Source organism: Bacillus pseudomycoides DSM 12442 (assembly GCF_000161455.1).
Taxonomy (GTDB): Bacteria; Bacillota; Bacilli; order Bacillales; family Bacillaceae_G; genus Bacillus_A; species Bacillus_A pseudomycoides.
On the sequence record NZ_CM000745.1, the window covers coordinates 1,451,184 to 1,474,940 of the forward strand.

Here is a 23,757-nt window from a genome sequence, read left to right on the forward strand (position 1 = left end):
AGGAAGAGAAGTGAATTATACTTTTGAAGTGATGACACAAGAGCAAGCAGAAGAAATTGCGTTTAAATGGCACTATGAGGATAAGTATTCTTTTTATGATATGGAAGCCGATCAAGAAGATTTAGTGGAGTTTTTAGATCCTAAAATACGCGGAGAAACGACTTTTGCTGTTAGTGAGAATAATAGGCTTGTTGGATTTTTTAGTTTTAATAAAGTAGATATACATACAGTGGATATTGGACTTGGAATGAAACCAAACCTGACTGGAAATGGATTAGGTTTGGTATTTATAAAGGCAGGTCTGGTTTTTTGTGAAAAAAAATATCAACCTAAGTATATAACGTTATCAGTGGCAACATTTAATCAAAGGGCAATTAATGTTTATAAGAAAGCAGGTTTTGAAGCAGTTGGAGCTTTTATTCAAGAGACAAATGGAAGTCGCTTTGAATTTTTAAAAATGATGTATGTGACTTTATGCCCATCAAGATAAAATAGTTTTGAAACGATTTGCTTAGTAGTGATTTATGTTTTTTATGGATTCTATCGTACATAAAAATACATTTTTTTGAAATTTAGGGAGGGATATGAAAGTGGGTTGTTTTGATAATTTTGATTTTAATAACTTTTGGGATGACAGCGAATATGCAAGAGATGAATATATTTCTGAATATCTTACAGATGAAATGATTTCTAAACTAGAAAATGAATTAGGGTATAAGCTACCTGAATCTTATATTTGGTTAATGAAGAAGCATAATGGGGGAATTCCAATAAACGATTGTTTTCCTACAGATATTCCTACAAGTTGGGCAGAGGATCATGTTGCTATAACTGGTATTTATGGTATTGGATATAAAAAAAGTTCTTCATTAGGTGGAGAATTTGGTAGTGAATTTTGGATTGAAGAATGGGGATATCCTGAAATAGGAGTAGCTATTTGTGATTGTCCCTCGGCTGGACACGATATGATATTTCTTGATTATAGGGAGTGCGGCCCGAAAGGAGAGCCTTGTGTTGTACATATCGATCAAGAATATGATTATAAAATTACATGGTTAGCAAAAGACTTTGAGAGTTTTATTAGAGGGCTTGTAAATGGGGAAGTCTATGATGATAGCGAACAAATCAAGGAAGAATATTAAGAAAAGGATTATGCTTATTAAGCCTGCAGGTACCTGATTAAATAGCTATTCTCGAAATAAAGCAGAGGGGATATCCCCTCTGCTTTTCACTTACCATAATTTAAACCCTTTTGAACCGGGCGGAGCATTTTGAATCATATCGATAAACGGAATGGTATAAGCGAATAAAATGAGTAGAGCTGTAATGCCAATCCAAAGCTTCCAATTATCGAAAACCATCGGTGTCCGTTCAGATGCATCAGCTACTTCACCAATTGGGAATTCCGTTTGTCCTTTTGGAGCGAAGAAGACAAGATCCACATAAATAATAATTGCGATAACAATGCCAACGAATAAAATGGCGCCTCCGACTGCTTGCGCAATTTGATATGGAATCCATTCAAGTGCTTGCTGCGAATTTCCATATGTAGAAAAAGCAGAACGCCGAGGTGCTCCGAGTAACCCGGCAAAGTGCATACCAGCAGACATGAAGAACATACCGATAGCCCACACGCAAGTTTGAATCATGGCAAGCTGGTTCATTTCCTTTGTCATGACGCGTCCTGTTAGATGTGGAATTAACCAATAGGCGATTCCGAAAAATGTTAATACAACAGATGTTGCTAATGTTAAGTGGAAATGCCCAGTTATCCATACAGTATTATGAACGACCTGGTTTAGTTGGTTACTTGCATTGACAAGTCCACTAGCACCAGCTGGAATAAACATTAACATACCGACGAATGGAGCGAAAAATCTAGCATCTCCCCATGGGAGCATTCGAAGCCATCCGAATAGTCCAGTAGCTCCTTTTGAACGCCCAAACTGTTCAAAGGTTGCAAATAAAGAGAAGGCGGTTATTAAAGATGGAATGACAACCATAAACGTTAAGACAACTTGTAAGTATTTCCACCCAGGGTCAATACCTGGTTCTGTTAATTGGTGGTGGAATCCTACAGGCATAGAAAATAGTAAAAATAAGATGAATGACAAACGAGCTAGTGAGTCACTGGAAATTTTACCGCCAATAATTTTCGGTATAATGACATACCAAGCCATATAGGCAGGAAGGAGCCAAAAATAAACGAGCGGATGACCGAAGTACCAAAATAGTGTTCGGCTGACCAGGACGTCAATTTTATCAATAAAGCCTAGGCTCCATGGAATAAATTGAATAAGTGCTGCTGCCGCTACACCAAGTGTTGCAACAAGCCATAGTGTCATTGTCACAACAGCCATAAAGCTTAACAGAGGACCTATTTTTCCTTTGTTATGTTTTTTCCATGTACGATACTGAGCAAACATTGCAAATCCGCTGAACCAACTTCCGACAATAACAAGGGTAAGGCCAATGTAAAATCCAGGATGTGCTTTTAATGGAGCATAGAACGTATAGAGTACAGTAGCTTTATTGAGTAGGATAAAAATTGCAGTAATTGTTGTTCCAATTGTCATAAGCCAAAAACCAATCCAGCCTGTTTGTCGGGTACCTTTTGAGAGGACACCAGTTGTTTTACTCATACAAGCAAATAAGAAACCGATAATAAAGAACGTTGTTAAGACAAGCCCGAGTAAAACACCGTGTGTCGTTAACACTTGATAATAACCAATACCAGCAGGTAAATTGAATTTTCCTGAACGGACAAGAACTTGTAGTAATCCGCATAACCCACCTAAAAACAGGGCGATAAATGCGATGTGAATATGAGCCATTGCTAATTTTGCATCTCGTTTGCTTATTTTATCCTGCAGTGCAATCATTTGTCGGTCACCTCTACTTTCGCGCTCATCATATGATGGCCAGTACCACAATATTCATTACAGACAATTAAATACTCTCCAGATTTTTTGAAAACTTGTGAAGCGGTACTTACATATCCAGGTTCAATCATCATGTTGACATTTGTCCCTGCGATTTCAAAACCATGTACAACATCTTTTGTTGCAACGACAAAATCTACTTTTGCACCTTTTGGTACTTTAATTGTATTTGGTGTAAAAGAAAAAGCTTGTGAGACAATCGTCACTTGATAATGATTTTTTCCAACTTGTTTAACGCCGGGTTGATCAAATGGTGCGGTCGCTTGAACCTTTTCTGGGTCAATTGTAGTTAAACAACTCGGTGGTTTGTTACCCATATAAAAAGCACTAATCCCTAAAACAGCCAAAAATACGAACAGTGAGCCGACACCGAAAATGAGCCAAATTTTTTCGTATTTATGTAAGTGCATATCTCCATCTCCCTTTTCAGAACTATATCTTATAGCCGATTAACAAAAATTTGATAGACGCTAAACCACGTGAAAATAATGAAAAAACCAATAAAAAAAAACAGAGATTAAAGTTCCTTTTAACGAACTTTTTTGAGTGTCTTCAGTTTCTGTCTGATGTAAATTATGTTCCCCCATGATACCCCTCCTTGAATAAATGAAATCTTACATTTTTATAATACAAAAAATTTAGATAATTTTATCACGTCCGAATGTGCTTTCAAAAAGTGTTCATTGATACAATAAAAACTATGTCTATGATGAGAACTTATAAAGTTGCGGATTCTTACAAGTTTTGGAATGTTAATTTGTGAAAAAAATGTGAAATGAATGCTCTTTTGAAATTGTTGAGGAGGATGTGTATGATTAAATTTGGAAAGCTTTTATCGAGGGGAGATTTCATGAGTACAATAAAAACGAAAAAAGAAATAAATTTGATGCGCGAATCGGGAAATTTACTAGCTTCGTGTCATCAAGAAATTGCGAAAATAATAAAACCAGGTATCACGACATTGGAAATTAATACATTTGTTGAAACGTATTTAGAAAAGAATGGTGCGACACCTGAACAAAAAGGATATAACAATTATCCATATGCAATATGTGCATCTGTGAATGATGAAATGTGTCATGGTTTTCCGACTACTCACCCATTAAAGGGAGGTGATATTGTTACGATTGACATGGTAGTGAACTTAAATGGTGCTCTTGCTGATTCTGCATGGACTCATAAAATAGGGGATATTTCTAATGAAGCAGAAAAGTTATTACTAGTAACGGAAAATGCTTTATATAAAGGAATTGAGCAAGCGATAATCGGAAATCGTGTAGGTGATATTGGATATGCGATTGAAAGTTATGTAGCTTCGGAAGGGTTTTCTGTCGCAAGGGATTTTACAGGACATGGAATTGGTAAAGAAATCCATGAAGAACCAGCAATTTTTCATTTTGGAAAGTCAGGTCAAGGATCAGAATTACAAGAAGGAATGGTAATAACGATCGAACCGATTGTAAATGTAGGTATGCGATATTCAAAAGTAGATTTAAATGGATGGACTGCCCGTACGATGGATGGAAAATTGGCAGCGCAATACGAGCACACGATAGCAATTACAAAGGATGGACCAGTTATTTTAACGAGTCTCTAGTAGAAGAATACGAAATGTAAGAGGTTTCAAAACTCGAACGAAAAAGATGTTTTTGTAAAATTTGTACGTGTTTTTTCTAGAAACGCTTTTCAAAGTAAAAAAAGTGCGTTATAATCCTTCTATAAAATAAATAGGTTAGCTACACTCATATAATCGCGGGGATATGGCCTGCAAGTTTCTACCGAAGTACCGTAAATACTTTGACTATGGGTGAGGACGAATATATTGCTGGTTTAGCATTCTTTTTTGCCAAGCTCCAAAAGCACGTCTCTCACTTGTAACGAGTGGTGGCTGCTTTTGGAGTTTTTTATTTGCATAAGAGGGGGAGCAAACATGAAAGTATTACAAGAAAAGATTTTAAACGAAGGAAAGGTTTTATCTGGTGATGTGTTGAAGGTAGATGCCTTTTTAAATCATCAAATTGATCCAGTACTTATGCAGAAAATAGGAAAAGAGTTTGCACAGCGTTTTAAGGAAGATAATATTACGAAAATCGTGACGATTGAATCTTCGGGTATTGCACCAGCGGTTATGGCAGGTTTAGAGCTTGGTGTAAAAGTGGTTTTTGCAAGAAAGCGGAAATCGTTAACGTTACAAGATAATATGTATGTTGCAAAAGTATACTCATTTACAAAACAAGAAACGAATGAGATTTCATTATCTAGAAATCATATCCATGAAAATGATCGTGTATTAATCATTGATGACTTTTTAGCAAACGGTCAGGCTGCTTTAGGCTTAATGAGTTTAGTAGAGCAAGCCGGTGCAAGTATTGCTGGGATTGGAATTGTTATTGAAAAAGCATTTCAAGACGGAGGAAAGAAACTACGTGAGAACGGTGTTCGTCTAGAATCACTTGCAGAAATTGCATCACTTGATAACGGTACTGTTACATTTGTTCAGCATGAGACTGCGGAGGTGAAATAGTCATGAAGCAACACCCATTTAAAATCGCATCCCTTGGCGTGCAACATATGCTTGCGATGTATGCAGGAGCAATAATTGTTCCACTTATTGTTGGCGGAGGACTTGGCTTAAATCAACGAGAATTAACATACTTAGTATCCATCGATTTATTAATGTGTGGTGTCGCAACAATTTTACAAGCTTTATCGAATCGATTTTTTGGAATTGGCCTTCCTGTTGTACTTGGTTGTACGTTTACAGCAGTTGGACCGATGATCGCCATCGGTAAACAGTACGGTGTTTCTTCTATATATGGAGCAATTATTGCAGCAGGATTGTTCGTTGTTATTTTTGCAAAATTATTTGGAAAGCTTGTGAAACTGTTCCCGCCTGTAGTAACGGGTTCTGTTGTTACAGTTATTGGAGTTACATTAGTTCCAGCGGCTATTAATGACATGGCTGGAGGAGTTGGAAGTAAGGATTTTGGAAGTCTAGAAAACTTAGCGTTAGCATTTGGTGTTTTACTATTTATTATAATTATGTACCGCTTCTTTGATGGTTTTATCCGTTCTATTTCTATATTACTTGGTCTTTTATTTGGTACGATTATTGCAGCATTTATGGGAAAGGTGAGCTTGCAGGCTGTTGGAGAAGCAGAGTGGTTTCACGGTATTCAACCGTTTTACTTTGGCACACCAACATTTGAGTTAACGCCGGTTATTACGATGATTCTCGTTGCTTGTGTTGGGATTGTGGAAGCAACTGGCGTGTATTTCGCTTTATCCGATATATGTAACAAAAAGATTGGTGAAAAAGAGCTAACAAAGGGTTATCGTGCCGAAGGATTAGCGATGATCTTAGGTGGTATTTTTAATGCATTTCCATATACGACTTATTCGCAAAACGTAGGTCTTGTTCAATTAACAGGTGTACGAAATCGCGTCATTATTTATACGTGCGGTGGTATGTTAATCGTTCTTGGTTTTATTCCAAAAATTGCAGCTATCACAACGATTATTCCAAAGCCAGTACTTGGTGGTGCCATGCTAGCAATGTTTGGGATGGTTATGGCATACGGTATTAAAATGTTAAGTAGTGTAGACTTTGCAAAACAAGAAAATTTATTAATCGTAGCATGCTCTGTTGGAATTGGCCTTGGTGTAACAGTCGTTCCAACGTTATTCTCTCAGCTTCCAGAAAGTATTCGTATTTTAACAGATAACGGAATTGTACTTGGAAGTGCGTCAGCTGTACTCTTAAATATTGTGTTTAATATGATTCCGCAGCGCAAAGCGAAAACAAAAGAAGAGCAAATTCCAATGCAAAGTGCTGTAACAGAAGCATAAACAAAAAGCAAGGTTCTCATTAAGAGACCTTGCTTTTCTTTTTTAGAGGCATCATTTTTCCATATGTGCCAAGGCGCCAAATGTATTCGAGTGGGCCGTATTGATAATGAGAGAGCCACCAGCGGCTCATAAAGATTTGTAGTGTATAAAAACCAATGCAAAATAGTGGGCCTACCCATAATGGGACCGGTAAATAATTTTTGAAAAATAGACCAAACACAATCAATGTTATTACTGTGTGTGAAATGTAGTTGGTTAGTGCCATCCGTCCTACATATTGGAAAGGTTGTAATAATTTTTGCCATTGTTCCTTTTGTAATAAACGCATAAGTGTGAAAATATAAAAGATAAATAAAGTTTTACCACTAAACATTGTAAGACCTCTCATGTAGATTGGTTCATATGGTTGTTTTGCCACAAAGTAGCGAATCATGAAGAACCAAATAGGTAATGTTAAAACGAACATAATGATTTGCCACTTTTTTAGTTTTGGATCTAGTTCCTTCGTTCGGCGGAAAATGTCGTTTTTGCCGGCATATAAGCCGAGCAAGAATAATCCAACTATTTCTGGAAGTATAAAAAGGTTTGTCTGGATTACTTCAGAATAAAAATCTGTAAAGCGATCTTGCACTTGTACTCCCAAATTTTCTAAAGGCATAATGGGGTGGGAAGTTCTTAATTCTTCTATTGGCATAAACATAAGGAGTAAACTCATTAGTAGCATGAAAAACTGGAAAAGTCCTAATAGAACTAAAGCACATATTAAAACAGTACGAGGCTTTCTTTTATAAAATAAAAATAAGAAAAATCCTGCAATTGCATAGCTATGTAAAATATCCCCATCCCATAAAAGGACATAATGCATGAAGCCGAATAATAATAAGATGAGGAGACGACGAACAAATAATGTTTTTGGATGATCTGTTTTTGTCTCAGCACGCTGCATGAAAATGTAAAATCCTAGTCCAAACAAAAATGAAAAAATAGTATAAAATTTTGTTTGAATAAACATGTCATAAAATAGGCGAATATAACGGTCTATTTCTTCATAACCTCCTGTGATTTCACTAGTGTCAACACCAGCAATAACAGGCCAGTTAACAAGAAAAATACCAAATACAGCAATCCCTCTAATAATATCGATAGAATGAATCCTCTCACCGTTCGAAACGCTTAGTTCCATTATTTTCCTCCTTTGAATAAAGCCCTTTTATTATACAAAATGTTATCAAAAGGAGATAGAGGGGATTTCCAATTTTTGAAACTGTTAAGATGTTTGTTATGAGATATAATAAGGATGCACAGCAAGTTTTTCACTCCTTTAAAACAGGTAGTAAAGAAGCTCCTTATTTTCAAGGAGCTTCTTTTTTAGAAATTAATATTGATAATGATTCTCTTTAATGATAAAATATACTCAAAAGTGATAATCATTATCAAAAAAAGGTTGGTGTGCTAAATATGGTATATGCATTAGTTGCAGGAACGGTGGCTGTGTATGCTGTCGTTACAAAATATGTGTTAAATGGAGTCGGAGCAACAAAATGAACAAACTTACATAGAATCCCTTTCATCTGTCAAAAGAATGAAAGGGATTTTTTATTTTTAATGAGAATATCCTGAAAATTTAGTATGATAGTAGGGTATATACATCTTGGAATAAAGGGGAACAAGGGGATGACAAACATAGTACAGACAAACAGTATGAAAAAGCTTGTTTGTTTTTATGAAGAATGGCAGAAGCATGGTGATACGGAAAATAGTTTGAAGTTGTTTGAAGTGATTCAAAAATATAAGCAAGAACAGCTTATGATTGCTTTTTGCGGTCACTTTTCTGCTGGAAAATCGACAATGATGAATCACTTATATAAAGCGCAGTTATTACCAACAAGTCCGATTCCGACAAGCGCGAACGTTGTTAAAATTGAAAAGGGACAGGACCGTGTTGTTGTGACAGTGAAATCTGGAGAGCATTATGAATATGATGGTGCATACTCGGCGGAAGAATTGAAACAGCTTTGTAAAAATGGTGATGAAATAATTGGCGTTCATATTTATCGAAATGATGCGCCAATTCCTGATGGTGTTATGCTCGTTGATACACCTGGAATTGATTCAACAGATGATGCGCATCAATTAGCAACAGAATCAACACTCCATCTTGCGGATGTTATTTTTTACATGATGGATTATAACCATGTTCAGTCAGAAGTGAATTTGCAGTTTGTGAAAGAATTAAAGCAGCGTAATAAAACAGTTTATCTTGTTATCAATCAAATCGATAAGCATAAAGAAAATGAGCTATCATTTGAAGATTATAGGCAAAGTGTGAGTCAATCGTTTTCTAACTGGGATATTGAAGTAGATGGTATTTTTTATACTTCTTTACGAATGATGAACCATCCATATAATGAAATACAAAGATTAGAGAAATTACTTTCTTCGATTATGAAAGAGCGTGAGCAGTATGTGGGCAATGGTATGGAAAGAGAAACGGCATATTTATTACAAGAACATTTTTCATTTATTCTTGCAGAAAATGAAAAACAATTAATGCCCTACCAAAAAGAATTAGCATCACCTCTATCGCTTACAGACGTAATGGAAAAGAAAGAAGAGCTTATTGAAAATAAACGACGTGTGGCTAGTAAAGAATCGGACGTGAAAAATGAATTTATAAAAGGATTGCAAGCAATATTAGACAATGCTTACTTAATGCCATTTGAAATGAGAGAGTTAGCAAATCAATATTTAGAAACGAAGCTAACGAAGTTTAAAGTTGGTTTGCTATTTGCAAAAGGAAAAACAGAGCAAGAAAAACAGCGGCGTTTAGATGCATTTTATTCAGCACTAGGGAAGACCGTTGAAACACAGATTGATTTTCATGTGAAAGAGTTTATTGTGGCTTTCTTAAAAGATGAAGGGATGTTTACAGAAGAAGTCGGAAAAGACATATATGCACTGCGAATTTCTTTTGGTCCAGAATTATTAGCAGAAACCATTAAACAAGGTGCAGGGTTTACAGGAGATTACTTGCTTCTTTATACAGCGGATGTTGCGAATGAGCTGAAGAAACGCTACTTTATGAAAGCACAGCAAATTTTTGAGCAAAGCACGGGCGTTTTACGGAAAAAGATGGAGAAAGAGATTGCTCATATTGAACAAGAAATTGAGCAATATACTATGTTACAGACAGCAAAAGAAACAAAATTACAATATATTGAGGCGTATGATAAATACGAGAATTACTTACAAGGTATTTGGAGCGATCATGTACCGGTGCCAAATGAATTGCAAGTAGAAAAAGTATTACAAGGGAAGAAACAGGTTGTAAATGAGAAGTTTACATTACAAGAACAAGAGGTACAAAGTGATAGTATTTCGTATAAGGAAGAAAATGTAAAAACAACAGCAACATTAAATATTCATCGTATATTAGAACAAGTAAAAGATGCGGAAACAATATTAGAAACTCTTCCTACACTTAAACATTTGCATCAAGAAGTTGTCGGGAAAAGAAAACGTGTTGAAACAAAGCAATTTACAGTAGCGTTATTTGGAGCTTTTAGTGCAGGGAAATCATCATTTGCAAATGCATTGCTTGGTGCGAATGTACTCCCGGTATCACCAAATCCAACAACGGCGACGATTAATCAGATTTTACCGATTACAGAAGACAAACCTCACGGCACAGTAATTGTTCAGTTTAAATCGAAGCAGGCGCTATTAGAAGATATGAAAGCAGTTTATAAATTGTTTCATTATGAAATAAAGACATTTGAAGAAGCGTTATTACAAATAGATACAATCCTACAATACCCGTCACCAAGTGGAAAGCAGAAAACAACGTTTAGTTTTTTACGTGCAGTGCAGAGGGGATATCAAGCAGTTTCTAATCATTTGGGAGAACAAGTGCAAGTTACGTTAGAGGAATTCTCTGATTATGTAGCGAATGAAGAGAAATCATGTTTTGTTGAATATATGGAATTATACTATGATTGTGCTTTAACGAGACAAGGCGTTGCACTTGTTGATACACCAGGAGCAGATTCTATTAATGCTCGACATACAGACGTTGCATTCCAATATATTAAAAACGCTGATGCGATTTTATTTGTAACATACTACAATCATGTCTTTTCAAGGGCGGATCGTGAATTTTTAATTCAACTTGGCCGTGTCAAAGATACATTTGCGCTTGATAAAATGTTCTTTTTAATTAACGCAGCGGATTTAGCTCAGTCTGAGGATGAACTTGAAATGGTAAAAGGCTATATAGCAGACCAGCTCCTGCAATACGGTATCCGAAATCCACGTCTATTTGCAATTTCGAGCTTATGTGCACTTGAGGAGAAACAAGGAAAGAGTATTGCAAAAGAAAAGTATGGTATCTTGAAAAATTCGGGGATTACAAAGTTTGAAGAATCATTTACATCCTTTATGATGCGTGATTTAATGCTCGTATCTGTCCATTCTTTATATAGCGCATTGCAAAGTGCTGAGCAGCTTCTTGTAAATATGATACAAGGAGCAAAGCAAGGGAACGATGAGAAAGAAAAACAAATAAAAAAATATGAAGCAGAACGTGAGCAGCTACTTCATATTATTTCATCGTATAGTGTACTTGCAGAAGAGCAAGCGATGCAAAATGAAGTGAAAGAACTGTTATATTATGTGCAGCAACGTCTATTTTTACGTTATAACGATGTGTTTACTGAATTTATTAACCCAGCATCCCTTCGAACAGATGGAAATGTGAAAATTAAGTTGCAAGAATGTCTCATGGAACTTGTAGCCTTTATCCAACATGATTTATTACAGGAAATGCGAGCAACGTCACTACGTCTTGAAAAATGGATGGATGAAGCGATGCAACGTGCAAAAGATGAAATTGCAGTGAAATGTAAGTTGGAAAACGAATCTATTTCTATGAATGGGACAGCAGATTATGAATACCAAGTTATTACGCATAAAGAGCCGTTTCCTTCTATAGAAATAAAGCATTTTAAAAAGGCATTATCTCATTTCAAAAATGAGAAAAGTTTCTTTGAAAAAAATGATAAAGCAACAATGCAGGAAGATACGAAGGAATCACTTGAGCCTGTCGTATCCCAATATGTAGCTGATGAAGAAGAGATATTTATCCAGCATTATAAACAAGAATGGGAATTGAAATGGGACTTATTCAAAAAAGTGATGCAGGAAGATGTTAAGCAATATTATGCAAGTGTATTATTCGCTTTAGCAGAGACAATTGATGTGTCGCTATATGAACAAAGTAAGGAACAATTACAGAAACAGTTAGCAGCAATCGAAAAAGAAATTCATATTTTATAAGCTCTATGAAAAAAAGATTCGTTCAATTTTCTTTTGTAATACAGCATCCAGAGATTTTACGAATCCTGCAAATTCATCTGTAGAAATCATATGAGTCAGAACTAACCGTCTGCCATCTGGTGTTTCACCGCATAAGACGAATGAAGAAAACTCATATGTTTTTCCATCTACAACTAATTTTGGGTGGGAATATGTTCCGTTTTTCTTTTTCTTTCCATCAATCGAGATGACGTTGCATTTTTTCTCATTGTTGTCCATGGTGAATCCCTCCTTTGTATTACTTATGGTAGACAAGGAGGGTTTAGAACAAGAGAGAAAGGGGAAATTTCATGAAAATTGTCATGGAACGTATTTCGCAAGATAAGGCGCCGATGTCATTATTGTTGCTTGCTGATCCCAGTGAGAGGCAAATTAATTCATATTTGAAGAGAGGTCTTTTATATATTGCGAAATATGAAGAAGATGTTATAGGCGTATATGTATTACTTGAAACAAGACCGCAAACAATGGAAATTATGAATATCGCTGTTTCAGAAGAAATACAAGGGCAAGGACTTGGAAAACAGTTATTACAGCATGCAATTGCAACTGCCAAAGAAAAACACATGCATAACCTTGAGGTAGGGACAGGGAATTCTAGTATTTCACAGCTTGCTTTCTATCAAAAATGTGGTTTTCGTATTTTTTCTATTGATTTTGATTACTTTTCGAAGCATTATGAAGAAGAGATTATTGAAAATGGGATTGTATGCCGAGATATGATTCGGCTTACAATAGAACTCTAGTCATTTTCTTATGAAGAATTGGCGAGAAAGTATAAATTATTTAGGGGGAAGAGAAGATGGAAGTACATAAAGCAATTACAGCACATTCTCGTAAACAAAATGAAATTGTGACAACATTTTTACAGTTAGAAGCACAGCGTGAAGCGGCAATTGAAGCTGCAGTAGCACTTGCGTCAAATGGAAAACATTTCTCAGTAGATGCAATTAATATGGTAACGAAGCAAATCAATGCTCTTGCTAAACGAGGTGTTGCACCGCAACGTAAAATTGTAACAGAAGATATGGTTATGGAGTATGTAGGTCGTCTGCAAGAGAAAGAAGGTCGTTAAGCATGATTGTTACAGTCGAATGGTTACGTGATCACATAGAAGATGAACATGTCCGTGTAGTCGATTGTCGTTTTGACTTAGCTGATTCAAATTGGGGACGAAAGCAGTATGAAAAAGAACATATTCCCCATGCATTATATTTTGACTTAAATCTTGATTTATCAAGCGCTGTTACGGAGCATGGTGGTCGTCATCCACTCCCAAGTCTTGAGAATTTTGCCGAAAAGCTTTCTCAGGCTGGTATTGATGAAAATACGACAGTGGTTGCATATGATAGTCAAGCTGGTGCAATGGCTTCGCGTCTATGGTGGCTATTAACATATGTAGGACATCAAAAAGCATATGTGTTAAATGGTGGGTTTCCTGCTTGGAAAGACCAAAATTTATCTACAACAGCTGAAGTTCCAACCATTGAACGGAAAAAATTCATACCGAATGTGCAAGACAACATGCTTGTAACGATGAAAGATGTGAAAGAAAAAATTCGTACAAATGCAGATGTTACGTTAATTGATTCGAGAGAGCCAAAACGTTATGCTGGCGCTGAAGAATCTGTTGATCCTAAAGCTGGTCACATTCCAACAGCAGAAAATTATTTTTGGAAAGATGGAATCACATCGGAAGGTCAGTTCAAAGATAAAGAGGAACAAGAAGATCGTTTCCGCTATCTTAGTAAAGAGAAGGAAACAATCGTCTATTGCGGATCTGGTGTAACAGCATGCCCGAATGTATTAGCGTTACAAACAGCTGGTTTTCGTAACGTGAAGTTATATGCTGGAAGCTGGAGTGATTGGATTTCTTATCCAGAAAACCAAATTGTAAAAGAAGGACAGTAACCTCTTGCGTGCAAAAATATTTTGTATTAAAATAAGGTCACAAGCAAGAATTTGCTTCAAAATATTACATTTTACACATTGCATGCAATGTGATAAGATAACGACAAGTAAATAAAGCATCCTGCGGTGTACGTAACTTATTTATGTCTAAAACCGATGTTAGTTATACGGAAGCTCAACATTTAGCGACCATCATCAAGCCTTCCATGTGGAGGAAGATGTACGGTAGCTGTGAGGGCATCCACCTGCGAGTAGCGGGTTTTTGGACATTTACGAGGGACGGCACGTGCGGGGGTCTTATTTTAACTAACATTATATAAAATTCCTACGGTGTACGTAGCTTATGTATGTCTTAAACCAATAAGTATAATACGGAAGTTCAATATTTAAATGTAAACAGCATGCCATCTTTTTAAGAAGGAAGCTGAAAGCATTTATGAGAACATCCACCTGTGAGAGCAGGTTTATGGACATCTAGAGAGAACGGCATGTGTGGGGCTATATAAAAAACCTTACGTTTTATACGTAAGGTTTTTTTGTTTTAGGAACCTTTTATCGGGACTATGGAAATGATTAGAATTTCATTGTGTGGAGAGCATAAAAATATTAGAAATCAAATGAAACTCCCAATTATGGGAGTTTCATTTGATTGTTACCCCGCATTAACTGTCCGTAAAAGCCCGATTCGTTCAACTAATAATCAGTGAGGGATGAAGAAAACCCCCACTGATTAAAGTTTCACTTTATCTGTGCCCACCTGTAAAATTTCCATAATAAACATAGCACTTTCGGTCTTCATCAATCTCTCTGGAATCTAAGGCGAGTTCCATAAATATTCCGTCTTTTTGAACGTACAAAATATCTGAATGGAGATACGTTAAAATCTCGTCATGGTTCCATACATCTTTACTTTCTATTAAAATTGAATTTGCCTCTTGTAGTTCTCTAATCTCAAAACCTATATGGGAATATGTAGGCTCTGAAGGATCATCGAAGAACGCTTCTTTTTGGACATATAATACTGCTGTTCCATCAGGATCCATCGCGGTCGCTGTTACGACATATGTATCTCCTTCTTTAATGAAATACTCACAAGTCATCCTTGCGACGGTTTCGGAAACAGGAATGTTCGCGTAGCTCCATAGGGCAGGGTATTGTTTCGCTTCAGCATTGAGTCGATATTCTAACCGCAATTGTACTCCCTCTTCCTTTTTCTTCTATTTTATCATGAATTCTATTATAATAAAAAAATAATATACAAAGGAGCGTTGGAAAGTGACAAAAACCAAATGGTTAGTAACAGGTGTTCTTACTTCTTTAATGACTAGCACTTTATCTGGATGTACAGAAGATCTCCCTCCAAAACCGAAGGATAAGAGTTGTGCTGATTGGGATTGGGATGATGAACTTGGTGTGTGGCGATGCGATGACAACCGTTCAAGTTATCATGGGCATTATTATTACGGTAGTACATACTATCAAAATAAATCCATCTTCAAAAATTCATCTGAATTTAAGTCCTACCAAGCTTCGTCCAATTTTAAAGGGGGAATTGGAAGCGGTTCAAAGGGTGGATTCGGAGGTTAAATTATGTCGCTTTACATAAAGAAACGAAGTGAATTTTATTCAAGGTTCCCTCACTTTTGGTCTGACTTATACGGGAGTGAGTATAGCCTTTTTCATGTTTTTGAAATAACAGAACAAACAATCCAAGATTTGCAATTAGCAACAGAAAGAATGGGGAAAGTATTTTTTAAGACTGCTAGGCTTCTTCGGACCTTGTCTGACGCTCAGCTTCTTGAATTTGGTTTTCCATCTTCAAGTTTGCCTTTTATTAGAATGAAATCTCTGTTTCCTGAATCTATTATTTCACGGTTTGATTTTGTTTTGAAGGATAGTGGTATCAAAATGCTTGAGTTTAATAGTGATACTCCAACTTTTATGGTGGAATGCTTTCAAATGAATGGAGTGGTTTGTAAAGAATTAGATTATCATGATCCGAATAAGAATCAGGAACGTCTTCTCTCTTCTGGTATCACAAAAGCTGTGATGGAGGCTGCTAAGGGAATAGAAAGTCCAAACGTTGTCTTCACAGCCCATCATGAAAATATAGAGGATTGGAATACGACTGCGTATTTGAGTCAGCTATGTCAGGTTAAAAACAAAATGATGTCAATGCCAGAACTCAGAATTACTGACGATGCTTTGGTCGACAGAGACGGTGTGCCAATTGATATTTTGTATCGTCAGACATATCCTATTGAAGACTTGGTTGAGGACAGGGATCCCAAAACCGGAGATCTTGTAGGGATTGAGCTACTGCAACTTGTAAAGGAAGGAAAGCTCTTTATTATAAATCCTATCTCATCCTTTCTGCTTCAGCCAAAATCGATTCAATGCCTGATTTGGGGATTGGCCGAGGCGGGCGCTTTTTATACAAATGAGGAACGACAATGGATAAAAAAATATATGCTCCCTACTTACCTAGAACAGGATCCTTTTTTAGGGAAAAGTTCTTTTGTTCAAAAGCCTTCGTTCGGTAGAGAAGGTGACACGGTTACAATTCGTGACAAAGACACCAATATTGTTAATCAAAATTCATATCAAACGTATAAAAAAGAACTTCCTGTATTTCAAAAATATATAAAGCTTCCAGTTGTTTCACTTGAGACTGAAAGGGGAAACGAGGAGCTGTCGTATGTGTTTGGATCGTTTTTAATTGCAGGAAAACCAAGTAGTATCGGTATACGTGCCGGTGAAAAAATTACGGGGAATGAATCTTATTATTTACCTGTAGGAATTAAAAAGGAGGATTATAAATGATAAATTTCTTACTTTATTTAGCGATTTCAATCGGTCTTTTATGTATCGGTCTGTTTCTTATGGAAGTGACAACGAAAGTCAAGGAATTTTCGTTAATGGCGAAAGGTAATAAAGCAGCAAGTTATGCACTTGGAGGAAGACTTCTTGGTCTTGCTATTGTTTTGTATTCGACCGCAGCTAATTCTATTTCATTTTTGGATATGGTTTTATGGGGAGCGATTGGAATTTTAGCACAGATTATTGTGTTTTATTTAGCTGAATGGCTCACACCGCGTTTTAATATCAATCAAAGCATCGAAGAAGATAATCAGGCCGTCGGACTTTTCCTTATGTTTTTATCAATTTCCATCGGAATCGTGATTGCTGGGTGTTTAACGTATTGAAAAACCTTGAACTGAAGGTGTTGACATCTATTTTAAATAGGAGTAACATTTTCTATGTAATAAAAAAATAAGTCTCTGTTAGGTGAGGCTCCTGTATAGAGAAATGCTACTGCCCAAAAATGTCGAGAGACGCCAATGGGTCAACAGGAATGATCGAATTAAGGTTTTTCTTAACGTAGCTGGTAATGTACCTATGCTATACAGTGCTAAAACTCGGCGAGGGAGAGGTTCGCAGATTTCTATGTTGATTAGGAATCGCTTATTTATGTATGTAATGACCTTTACTCGCTTATGAGTAAAGGTCTTTTTATTAACAAACTATGACCATTTCCATAGTATAAATACTGACTAACAAATGAAAGAGGAGGTGAGGAGCATGTCAAATTCTGACTCGGTTCCGTTACCCATATACTGCAAAACAAAAATATATGATGTAGGCAGGAAACGACTTGTTCCTCCCTCTATAATTTATCACTAAAATAGCGGTCAGCTTATAGTTATGTGCTGAAATAATTATGAGTTGAGCGTAGACACTTTAACTGAGTTTAGGGATATCCATTGTTAAAGTGAGATAAATTGAGAAACAAAGCGTTTCTTCCTATGTTGTAAAGGAGGAGACGATAATATGTTATATGTAAATAAACTTGTGGGTAACATGTCTCATAAACAAAGTAAAAGAATGATGAAAGAGCAATCTATGTTAAAACAAAATAAAGACTTGTTAATTGAAATTGCAACAAGAGATGTAAAGTCTGTATTTGCTTATTTTAAAACGACAAGAGATGGTCTTTCTATTAAAGAAGCGCAGAAACGCATGCATGTGTACGGGAAAAATGAATTACCTTCAAAAAGAGCAATTCTTTTTGATGTAATGATGAAATTATGTGAAATGCTCCCTGGATTTACAAAGCAACGTGTTCATAATCAAAATCAGTGTGAGATTGTAATGGTTACTGTTTCTAGGATAGAAGGATGTACAACTGCAGAGATGAATAGCGAATCAAAAATAATGAAACTTCCAGTTGAGGAGCTAGTTCCCGGGGATATGATTTTTCTTTCAGCAGGTGATACAGTTCCAGCTGATGTACGTATTATTTTTGCAGAGGATTTGTTAGTAAATGAATCGGTGCTAACAGGGAAAGAAACGAATGTAGAGAAATTTGAAAGCTGTTATCATCTTGAACGCAAACGTTTTATTCCGTTAAAACGAATGAAAGATTACAATCCACTTCAACTTGAAAATGTATGTTTTAAAGGCACACATGTTGTAAATGGAACTGCGAAGGCTGTGGTCGTTTCAACAGGTAAAAACACGTATTCTGGATTGCTTCATACATGCTGTAGTCAAACATGTTAAACTATTAATGGTGCTAAATATATGAAAACATTGTATAATAGATAAAGTTGAACAGAAACGTAGAATGGTAATCTATTTATATAACCTTACGTGATAACGTGAGGTTATTATTTTTTGTTAGTAGGAGAGGAATTATGAAAAAAGTATTGTTAGTTGATGGCATGGCACTATTATTTCGTGCTTTTTACGCAACAAGTGTTTATGGCCAATTTATGAAACGACAAGATGGTACCCCAACAAACGGGATTCATGGTTATATGAAACATTTATTAACAGCGGCACAAGCGATTGAACCGACGCATATTGTAACGTGCTGGGATATGGGAAGTACGACATTCCGAACAGAATCTTTCTCAAACTATAAAGCAAATCGTGCAGCACCACCAGAAGAATTGATTCCGCAATTTGATCTCGTGCAAGAGATGACATCGAAGTTATTTATTCCTGTAATTGGACTGAAAGGCTATGAGGCTGATGACTGTATTGGTACGTTGGCAAAAGAATACGCTAGTGAGGCAGAAGTATATATTTTAACAGGCGATACAGATTTATTACAGCTTGTTGATACAAATGTTACGGTAATGCTTCTTCGTAAGGGTATTGGAAACTATGAGTATTATACGCCAGAGAAGATTAGGGAAGAAAAGGGTGTAGAACCTTGGCAAATCGTTCATGCCAAAGCGTTTATGGGAGACACGAGTGATAATTATCCAGGTGTAAAAGGAATTGGCGAAAAGACGGCATATAAACTAATTCAAGAACACGGAACCGTAGCGGCAGTATTAGAAAATATAGCGGCATTAACAAAAGCACAGCGTACAAAAATTGAAAATGATTTGGAGAATTTAAACATATCATTACAATTAGCACAAATTCATTGTGAAGTTCCGATTTCATGCTCGCTAGAAGAAGGACTGCATACAATTGATGAAGAGAAAGTACGATTTGTTTGCGACCAAATGAACTGGGGAAGACCTGAAATATTTATAAATATGCTGTAAAAGCAATGATAGAGAGATTGCTTACCACTATAGATAACGTCTGATCAAATATATTTTGATTAGGCGTTATTTTTTATGTGATTTCTTTTAATCGATAAAGTTATCAGAAAAAATACTTAGTTTTCATTTGGAATTCAAATAGATTTCACACGAATCTTTTATTATAAAACTACACAGATAATTACTTATCTTTTATATAAATGATCCTTTGATAAGTTATTTGTAATAGTGAAGGAGGAAATTAAATATGCGAAAAAAAATACGAAAATCATTTAAACAATTATTGATAGAGAATAAACAATTATTATTAAGCGATAAAGAGAATATAAGAGAAATAGAAGAAAAAATCGAAAAAAGGCATGTATCATATCGTGTATCAAGTAACTGAATAAGATAAAAAAAATATGTAAAATCCCTTCATTTATGGTTCGAAGGGGTTTTATTTATATATGGATCATACTTAAGAGCGGGGTTGTAACGGAGAAAGAAGGGGAATGAAATGAGTGAGTTAATAGAAAAGGTGGCGTTACAATTAATTCTTTCTGTTCCATCAAAAAAACAAAGGATCGTTAACAAAAAATTCAAGTTACTAAGAAAACAAAAGTGGTTTCAAGATAAATATGATACCACTGTGATGTTTCAACCAGAGGTAAGAGAGTTTATTATGAAATACGATATTGAAAAGATGTTAAAAAGTGATTTAGAAATTATGATATTTCAGAAAGAATTGAATGGAATATTGATAAAGTAATTTGTTATCCCGCTATTCGCGGGCAGTAAGACCCCCACCTCAAAATTCAGCGAAAGCAAAGAAGTTAGGTGGGGGATTAACTGCGCGCAAATGCCTGATTGGTGAAGGCTAATAATCAGTGGGGATGAAGAAGTCCCCTCCTGATTAAAGTTTCATTTTATTAAATCACGAACTCTCCCTTCTGAAAAAAGGTTTTTTAAGAGCATACGCTGTATATAGTTATTATTTACTTCTTTAAAAAATTGATAGCTAAGGAGGAATAATAATGAAAGCGATTACTGAAGGTGTGTTGTTATGGGAGCCATCACAGCAACAAATAGAAAGCTCAGGTGTCAGTCTTTTCATGAAATGGCTCAAACAAGAGAAGGGGCTATCTTTTGGAAATCAAACGGAACTATGGAAATGGTCTGTTGAAGAACTTGAAGCGTTCTGGGAAAGTATTTGGAATTATTGCGAAGTTATTTCTACTACACCGTATCATCAAGTTTTAGAATCAAGAAAGATGCCCGGGGCAAAATGGTTCCCGGGTGCTACTTTAAATTATGCGGAACATATTTTTCGAAATGCAAGAAAAAATAAACCGGCAGTAATTTTTCAATCAGAAACCACTCCGAGAACAGAATTAAGCTGGAAAGAACTTCAGGAAAAGACAGCGATGGTGGCCAATTCTCTAAAGGAATTAGGGGTTAAACCAGGAGACCGTGTTGTGGCTTATATGCCTAACGTTCCTGAAACTATAATTGCTTTTTTAGCATGTGCCAGCATTGGAGCGGTTTGGTCCAGCTGTTCTCCTGATTTCGGGACAAATACTGTTATTGATCGATTTAAACAAATTGAACCGACAATTTTATTTGCAGTCGATGGGTATTCCTATAATAGTAAAATTCAGAATAGAATAACAAATGTTTCGGAAATTCAATCGAGCCTACCTACCTTAAAGCAGACAGTTTTAATCCCTTATGTTGGCAGTAATGATTCTGAATTGAATAATCGTACAATGTATTGGAATGACCTATTGCGAGGAGATTGTGATCTTGTTTTCGAAAAGGTCCCATTTGATCATCCTCTTTGGATTTTATTTTCTTCTGGAACGACAGGGTTGCCAAAGCCAATTGTACAAAGTCAAGGTGGAATATTATTAGAACAGCTTAAGACATTATTAGTTGAGCAAGGTGTTAACCGAGATGATGTGTTTTTTTGGTTTACAACGACAGGGTGGATGATGTGGAATCTTTTAGTGGGTGGTCTTTTAGCTGGAGGTACAATTGTTTTATATGACGGCAGCCCATCTTATCCTAGTATACATAGATTATGGGATCTTGCCGAAGAAGTTGGTGTGACTTTCTTTGGTACAAGTGCCGGTTTCCTAAGTGCATGTATGAAATTTGGGATTAAGCCGAAAGAAAGAAACAGTTTTTCTAAGTTAAAGGCTATTTGTTCAACTGGTTCACCTCTACCTGTGGAAGGGTTTTTATGGGTATATGAAAATGTGAAAACAGATGTATGGCTTGTTTCGACCAGTGGAGGAACTGATGTATGTACTGCATTTGTTGGTGGCTCTCCTATATTGCCTGTTTATGCAGGTGAAATACAAACTCGTTCTTTAGGTGCAAACGTACAATCATTTGATGATGAAGGGAATTCGATTACTAATGAAGTTGGGGAGTTGGTTATAGCTTCTCCAATGCCATCTATGCCTATATATTTATGGGGAGATGACAATAATAAGCGTTATCTTGAAAGTTATTTTGAGATGTATCCAGGGATTTGGAGACATGGTGATTGGATTAAATTTGATGATAAAGGCAGCTGTGTCATTTTCGGGCGATCAGACTCTACGATCAATCGGCTAGGGGTACGTCTAGGGACGAGCGAAATCTATCGTGTAGTTGAGTCCCTGGATGCCATTATAGAGAGTTTAGTAGTGGATTTAGAGCTCCTTGGACGTAGATCATTTATGCCGCTATTTGTGGTATTAAAACCTGAAGTAAATATGAGTGATAACTTAAAAGAAACAATAAGAGCTGAAATAAAACAAAAAGTTTCGCCTCGGTTTGCCCCTGACGAAATTTACGTAGTAGAGCAAATTCCGAAAACATTGAGTGGAAAAAAACTAGAAGTCCCAATTCGCAAAATTCTATTAGGATTTCCGGCAGAAAAGGTAGTCAATCAAGGTTCCATGGCGAATCCTGAATCATTAAGCTTTTTTATGGATTTAGCACGAATTATAAATAAGCAAGAATAATAGAGTTCTTCCTTATTTATCCTGCTATTCGTGGGCAGTAAGATCTCCATCTCAAGATTCAAAGAAAAACGAGGAAGGTAGGTGGGGATCGGGCTGCCCGTAAAAAAACGATTGGTGAGGGCTAATAATCAGTGGTGGATGAAGAAAACCCCCACTGATTAAAGTTTCAAAGGAGTTGTATTGAGACATTCATTTATGGAATATAGAAGGAGGATAGATAGTGATTGCAATAGAGAGAATTCAGGGAAATGATATACCGCATCTTATAAATTTATCTGAATCAGTTGGATGGGATTATAGCTCAGAAGAAATTAAAACAATTGTTAATTCTGGAATTATATATGGTGGGAAAAATAAGCAAGGTGAAATAATCGCTAGTGCAGCTATCATCCTATATGGAGAGAAACTAGCATCTATTGGTATGGTTATTGTACATCCTCAGTATAAAGGAAAGGGGATTGGAGGGGAAATTACAGAGGCTTGTATAAGAAGTGTTTCAGAAAAGACATCGATTATGCTTATTGCTACAGAAGAAGGAAGACCTTTATATGAGAGATTAGGTTTTCAAGTGGTTAGTCATGTTTCAAAGTATATATGTAATCAGTATGTAACTCCTAAAGATTACGATAGAAATGAGCAACATATTTTTATGGATTATGATAAGGGAGATAGTAATTGGATTGTGAAGTTAGATGAAGCCGCTTTCGGGGTAAATAGAAGTAATTTTATACAGAGAAGAATTGAACAATCTGAGCAATGTATAGTTGTAAAAGACAAAGAAAAGTATATTGTGGGATATGGAATGAGCGTACAAACTCCAGAAAATAGAATTATAGGATCAATTGTCGCGCCGAATGATCATATCGCAACTACAATTGTTCATCATTTGGCAAAAGATTATAAAGGAAAGCTTAGAATTGATGTACCAGAAGGAAAAGAATTTTTTATGACAGTGCTCGAGACAGTTGGATTTCAAAAGGTAAATCAACCACCAATTATGTTGAAAAACAGCACTCGATTTTTGAAAAGAAATGGTGAATTATATGGAATTGCTGCACAGATATTTGGATGAAAAAGATTCCTTTTTTAAAAGGAATCTTTTTAATTTATAAATGTGATTTT

Annotated in this window: 23 protein-coding genes, 2 other RNA genes and 2 riboswitches; of the genes, 20 read left to right on the forward strand and 5 right to left on the reverse strand. The window is 36.0% G+C overall.

Annotated elements, in window-relative coordinates; translation table 11 throughout:
• The first annotated feature begins 10 nt into the window (after nucleotides 1–10).
• Together BPMYX0001_RS07230 and BPMYX0001_RS07235 are read left to right on the forward strand one after the other, a co-directional pair.
• A complete protein-coding gene (locus tag BPMYX0001_RS07230) occupies nucleotides 11–490 on the forward strand; it encodes a GNAT family N-acetyltransferase (protein WP_003206633.1) in 480 nt (159 codons plus the stop codon).
• Between the two features lie 94 nt (nucleotides 491–584).
• Complete coding sequence (locus BPMYX0001_RS07235) at nucleotides 585–1,142, forward strand: SMI1/KNR4 family protein (RefSeq protein ID WP_006094326.1); 558 nt, start codon at nucleotides 585–587, stop codon at nucleotides 1,140–1,142.
• A gap of 90 nt (nucleotides 1,143–1,232) precedes the next feature.
• Here the strand turns inward: BPMYX0001_RS07235 and BPMYX0001_RS07240 are convergent, their stop codons facing one another.
• Together BPMYX0001_RS07240 and BPMYX0001_RS07245 are read right to left on the reverse strand one after the other, a co-directional pair.
• Nucleotides 1,233–2,882 carry a b(o/a)3-type cytochrome-c oxidase subunit 1 gene (locus tag BPMYX0001_RS07240; RefSeq protein ID WP_033798771.1) on the reverse strand — a complete coding sequence of 550 codons (1,650 nt, stop codon included), beginning with the start codon at nucleotides 2,880–2,882 and terminating at the stop codon, nucleotides 1,233–1,235.
• Nucleotides 2,879–3,352 carry a cytochrome c oxidase subunit II gene (locus BPMYX0001_RS07245; protein WP_003196423.1) on the reverse strand — a complete coding sequence of 158 codons (474 nt, stop codon included), beginning with the start codon at nucleotides 3,350–3,352 and terminating at the stop codon, nucleotides 2,879–2,881. Before BPMYX0001_RS07245 ends, BPMYX0001_RS07240 begins: the two co-directional genes overlap by 4 nt.
• 440 nt (nucleotides 3,353–3,792) lie before the next feature.
• On the opposite strand from BPMYX0001_RS07245, the gene BPMYX0001_RS07250 reads away from it, so the two are divergent.
• From BPMYX0001_RS07250 to pbuX, 3 genes are all read left to right on the forward strand, one after another.
• On the forward strand, nucleotides 3,793–4,539 hold the full coding sequence (locus BPMYX0001_RS07250; RefSeq protein ID WP_029427542.1) for a type I methionyl aminopeptidase: 747 nt from the start codon (nucleotides 3,793–3,795) through the stop codon (nucleotides 4,537–4,539).
• A gap of 125 nt (nucleotides 4,540–4,664) precedes the next feature.
• Nucleotides 4,665–4,766, forward strand: a riboswitch (purine riboswitch).
• Nucleotides 4,767–4,872: 106 nt separating this feature from the next.
• Entirely contained in the window at nucleotides 4,873–5,466 is a 594-nt protein-coding gene (locus BPMYX0001_RS07255) for a xanthine phosphoribosyltransferase (RefSeq protein ID WP_033798772.1), read from the forward strand.
• 2 nt (nucleotides 5,467–5,468) lie between these two features.
• Nucleotides 5,469–6,791: a xanthine permease PbuX gene (gene pbuX, locus BPMYX0001_RS07260; RefSeq protein ID WP_003196428.1), complete on the forward strand. Its 1,323-nt coding sequence runs from the start codon at nucleotides 5,469–5,471 to the stop codon at nucleotides 6,789–6,791.
• A 19-nt stretch (nucleotides 6,792–6,810) separates the two neighbouring features.
• Here the strand turns inward: pbuX and BPMYX0001_RS07265 are convergent, their stop codons facing one another.
• Nucleotides 6,811–7,974: a DUF418 domain-containing protein gene (locus BPMYX0001_RS07265; RefSeq protein WP_006094330.1), complete on the reverse strand. Its 1,164-nt coding sequence runs from the start codon at nucleotides 7,972–7,974 to the stop codon at nucleotides 6,811–6,813.
• Nucleotides 7,975–8,465: 491 nt separating this feature from the next.
• Here BPMYX0001_RS07265 and BPMYX0001_RS07270 point away from each other — a divergent pair, with 491 nt between their 5' ends.
• A complete protein-coding gene (locus BPMYX0001_RS07270) occupies nucleotides 8,466–12,125 on the forward strand; it encodes a dynamin family protein (RefSeq protein ID WP_033798773.1) in 3,660 nt (1,219 codons plus the stop codon).
• A 3-nt stretch (nucleotides 12,126–12,128) separates the two neighbouring features.
• Here the strand turns inward: BPMYX0001_RS07270 and BPMYX0001_RS07275 are convergent, their stop codons facing one another.
• The gene (locus tag BPMYX0001_RS07275; RefSeq protein ID WP_000369734.1) at nucleotides 12,129–12,383 is read right to left on the reverse strand and encodes a DUF3931 domain-containing protein; all 255 of its coding nucleotides are present in this window, start codon (nucleotides 12,381–12,383) and stop codon (nucleotides 12,129–12,131) included.
• Nucleotides 12,384–12,454: 71 nt separating this feature from the next.
• Here BPMYX0001_RS07275 and BPMYX0001_RS07280 point away from each other — a divergent pair, with 71 nt between their 5' ends.
• From BPMYX0001_RS07280 to ssrS (BPMYX0001_RS30420), 5 genes are all read left to right on the forward strand, one after another.
• Nucleotides 12,455–12,910 carry a GNAT family N-acetyltransferase gene (locus tag BPMYX0001_RS07280; RefSeq protein WP_006094332.1) on the forward strand — a complete coding sequence of 152 codons (456 nt, stop codon included), beginning with the start codon at nucleotides 12,455–12,457 and terminating at the stop codon, nucleotides 12,908–12,910.
• Between the two features lie 56 nt (nucleotides 12,911–12,966).
• Nucleotides 12,967–13,239, forward strand: a complete 273-nt coding sequence (locus tag BPMYX0001_RS07285; RefSeq protein ID WP_003196439.1) for a DUF2533 family protein — start codon at nucleotides 12,967–12,969, stop codon at nucleotides 13,237–13,239.
• A 2-nt stretch (nucleotides 13,240–13,241) separates the two neighbouring features.
• Entirely contained in the window at nucleotides 13,242–14,075 is an 834-nt protein-coding gene (locus BPMYX0001_RS07290) for a sulfurtransferase (RefSeq protein WP_006094333.1), read from the forward strand.
• 115 nt (nucleotides 14,076–14,190) lie between these two features.
• Nucleotides 14,191–14,374, forward strand: a non-coding RNA gene (ssrS, locus tag BPMYX0001_RS30415) — 6S RNA.
• A 20-nt stretch (nucleotides 14,375–14,394) separates the two neighbouring features.
• A non-coding RNA gene (ssrS, locus tag BPMYX0001_RS30420) (6S RNA) lies at nucleotides 14,395–14,578 on the forward strand.
• Between the two features lie 240 nt (nucleotides 14,579–14,818).
• On the opposite strand, the gene BPMYX0001_RS07295 is transcribed toward ssrS (BPMYX0001_RS30420), so the two are convergent.
• Entirely contained in the window at nucleotides 14,819–15,268 is a 450-nt protein-coding gene (locus tag BPMYX0001_RS07295; protein ID WP_033798774.1) for a hypothetical protein, read from the reverse strand.
• An 82-nt stretch (nucleotides 15,269–15,350) separates the two neighbouring features.
• Here BPMYX0001_RS07295 and BPMYX0001_RS07300 point away from each other — a divergent pair, with 82 nt between their 5' ends.
• The 9 genes from BPMYX0001_RS07300 to BPMYX0001_RS07335 all read left to right on the forward strand — a co-directional run bounded on the left by BPMYX0001_RS07300 (nucleotide 15,351) and on the right by BPMYX0001_RS07335 (nucleotide 23,707).
• Entirely contained in the window at nucleotides 15,351–15,662 is a 312-nt protein-coding gene (locus tag BPMYX0001_RS07300; protein ID WP_006094334.1) for a hypothetical protein, read from the forward strand.
• A 3-nt stretch (nucleotides 15,663–15,665) separates the two neighbouring features.
• Nucleotides 15,666–16,898, forward strand: coding sequence for a glutathionylspermidine synthase family protein (locus tag BPMYX0001_RS07305; protein WP_006094335.1), 1,233 nt, complete (start codon nucleotides 15,666–15,668; stop codon nucleotides 16,896–16,898).
• Nucleotides 16,895–17,281, forward strand: coding sequence for a DUF350 domain-containing protein (locus BPMYX0001_RS07310; RefSeq protein WP_018764315.1), 387 nt, complete (start codon nucleotides 16,895–16,897; stop codon nucleotides 17,279–17,281). The genes BPMYX0001_RS07305 and BPMYX0001_RS07310 overlap by 4 nt, the downstream gene beginning before the upstream one ends.
• Before the next feature lie 67 nt (nucleotides 17,282–17,348).
• A riboswitch (M-box (ykoK) riboswitch) is annotated at nucleotides 17,349–17,512 on the forward strand.
• Nucleotides 17,513–17,906: 394 nt separating this feature from the next.
• Nucleotides 17,907–18,638, forward strand: coding sequence for a P-type ATPase actuator domain-containing protein (locus BPMYX0001_RS07315; RefSeq protein ID WP_006094336.1), 732 nt, complete (start codon nucleotides 17,907–17,909; stop codon nucleotides 18,636–18,638).
• Nucleotides 18,639–18,772: 134 nt separating this feature from the next.
• A complete protein-coding gene (locus BPMYX0001_RS07320; protein WP_006094337.1) occupies nucleotides 18,773–19,639 on the forward strand; it encodes a 5'-3' exonuclease in 867 nt (288 codons plus the stop codon).
• Between the two features lie 247 nt (nucleotides 19,640–19,886).
• A complete protein-coding gene (locus tag BPMYX0001_RS30425) occupies nucleotides 19,887–20,027 on the forward strand; it encodes an FbpB family small basic protein (protein ID WP_006094338.1) in 141 nt (46 codons plus the stop codon).
• Nucleotides 20,028–20,138: 111 nt separating this feature from the next.
• Nucleotides 20,139–20,390, forward strand: a complete 252-nt coding sequence (locus tag BPMYX0001_RS07325) for a hypothetical protein (RefSeq protein WP_006094339.1) — start codon at nucleotides 20,139–20,141, stop codon at nucleotides 20,388–20,390.
• 265 nt (nucleotides 20,391–20,655) lie between these two features.
• Entirely contained in the window at nucleotides 20,656–22,635 is a 1,980-nt protein-coding gene (locus BPMYX0001_RS07330) for an acetoacetate--CoA ligase (RefSeq protein WP_006094340.1), read from the forward strand.
• A 217-nt stretch (nucleotides 22,636–22,852) separates the two neighbouring features.
• The gene (locus BPMYX0001_RS07335) at nucleotides 22,853–23,707 is read left to right on the forward strand and encodes a GNAT family N-acetyltransferase (RefSeq protein ID WP_033798775.1); all 855 of its coding nucleotides are present in this window, start codon (nucleotides 22,853–22,855) and stop codon (nucleotides 23,705–23,707) included.
• Nucleotides 23,708–23,757 lie beyond the last annotated feature (50 nt).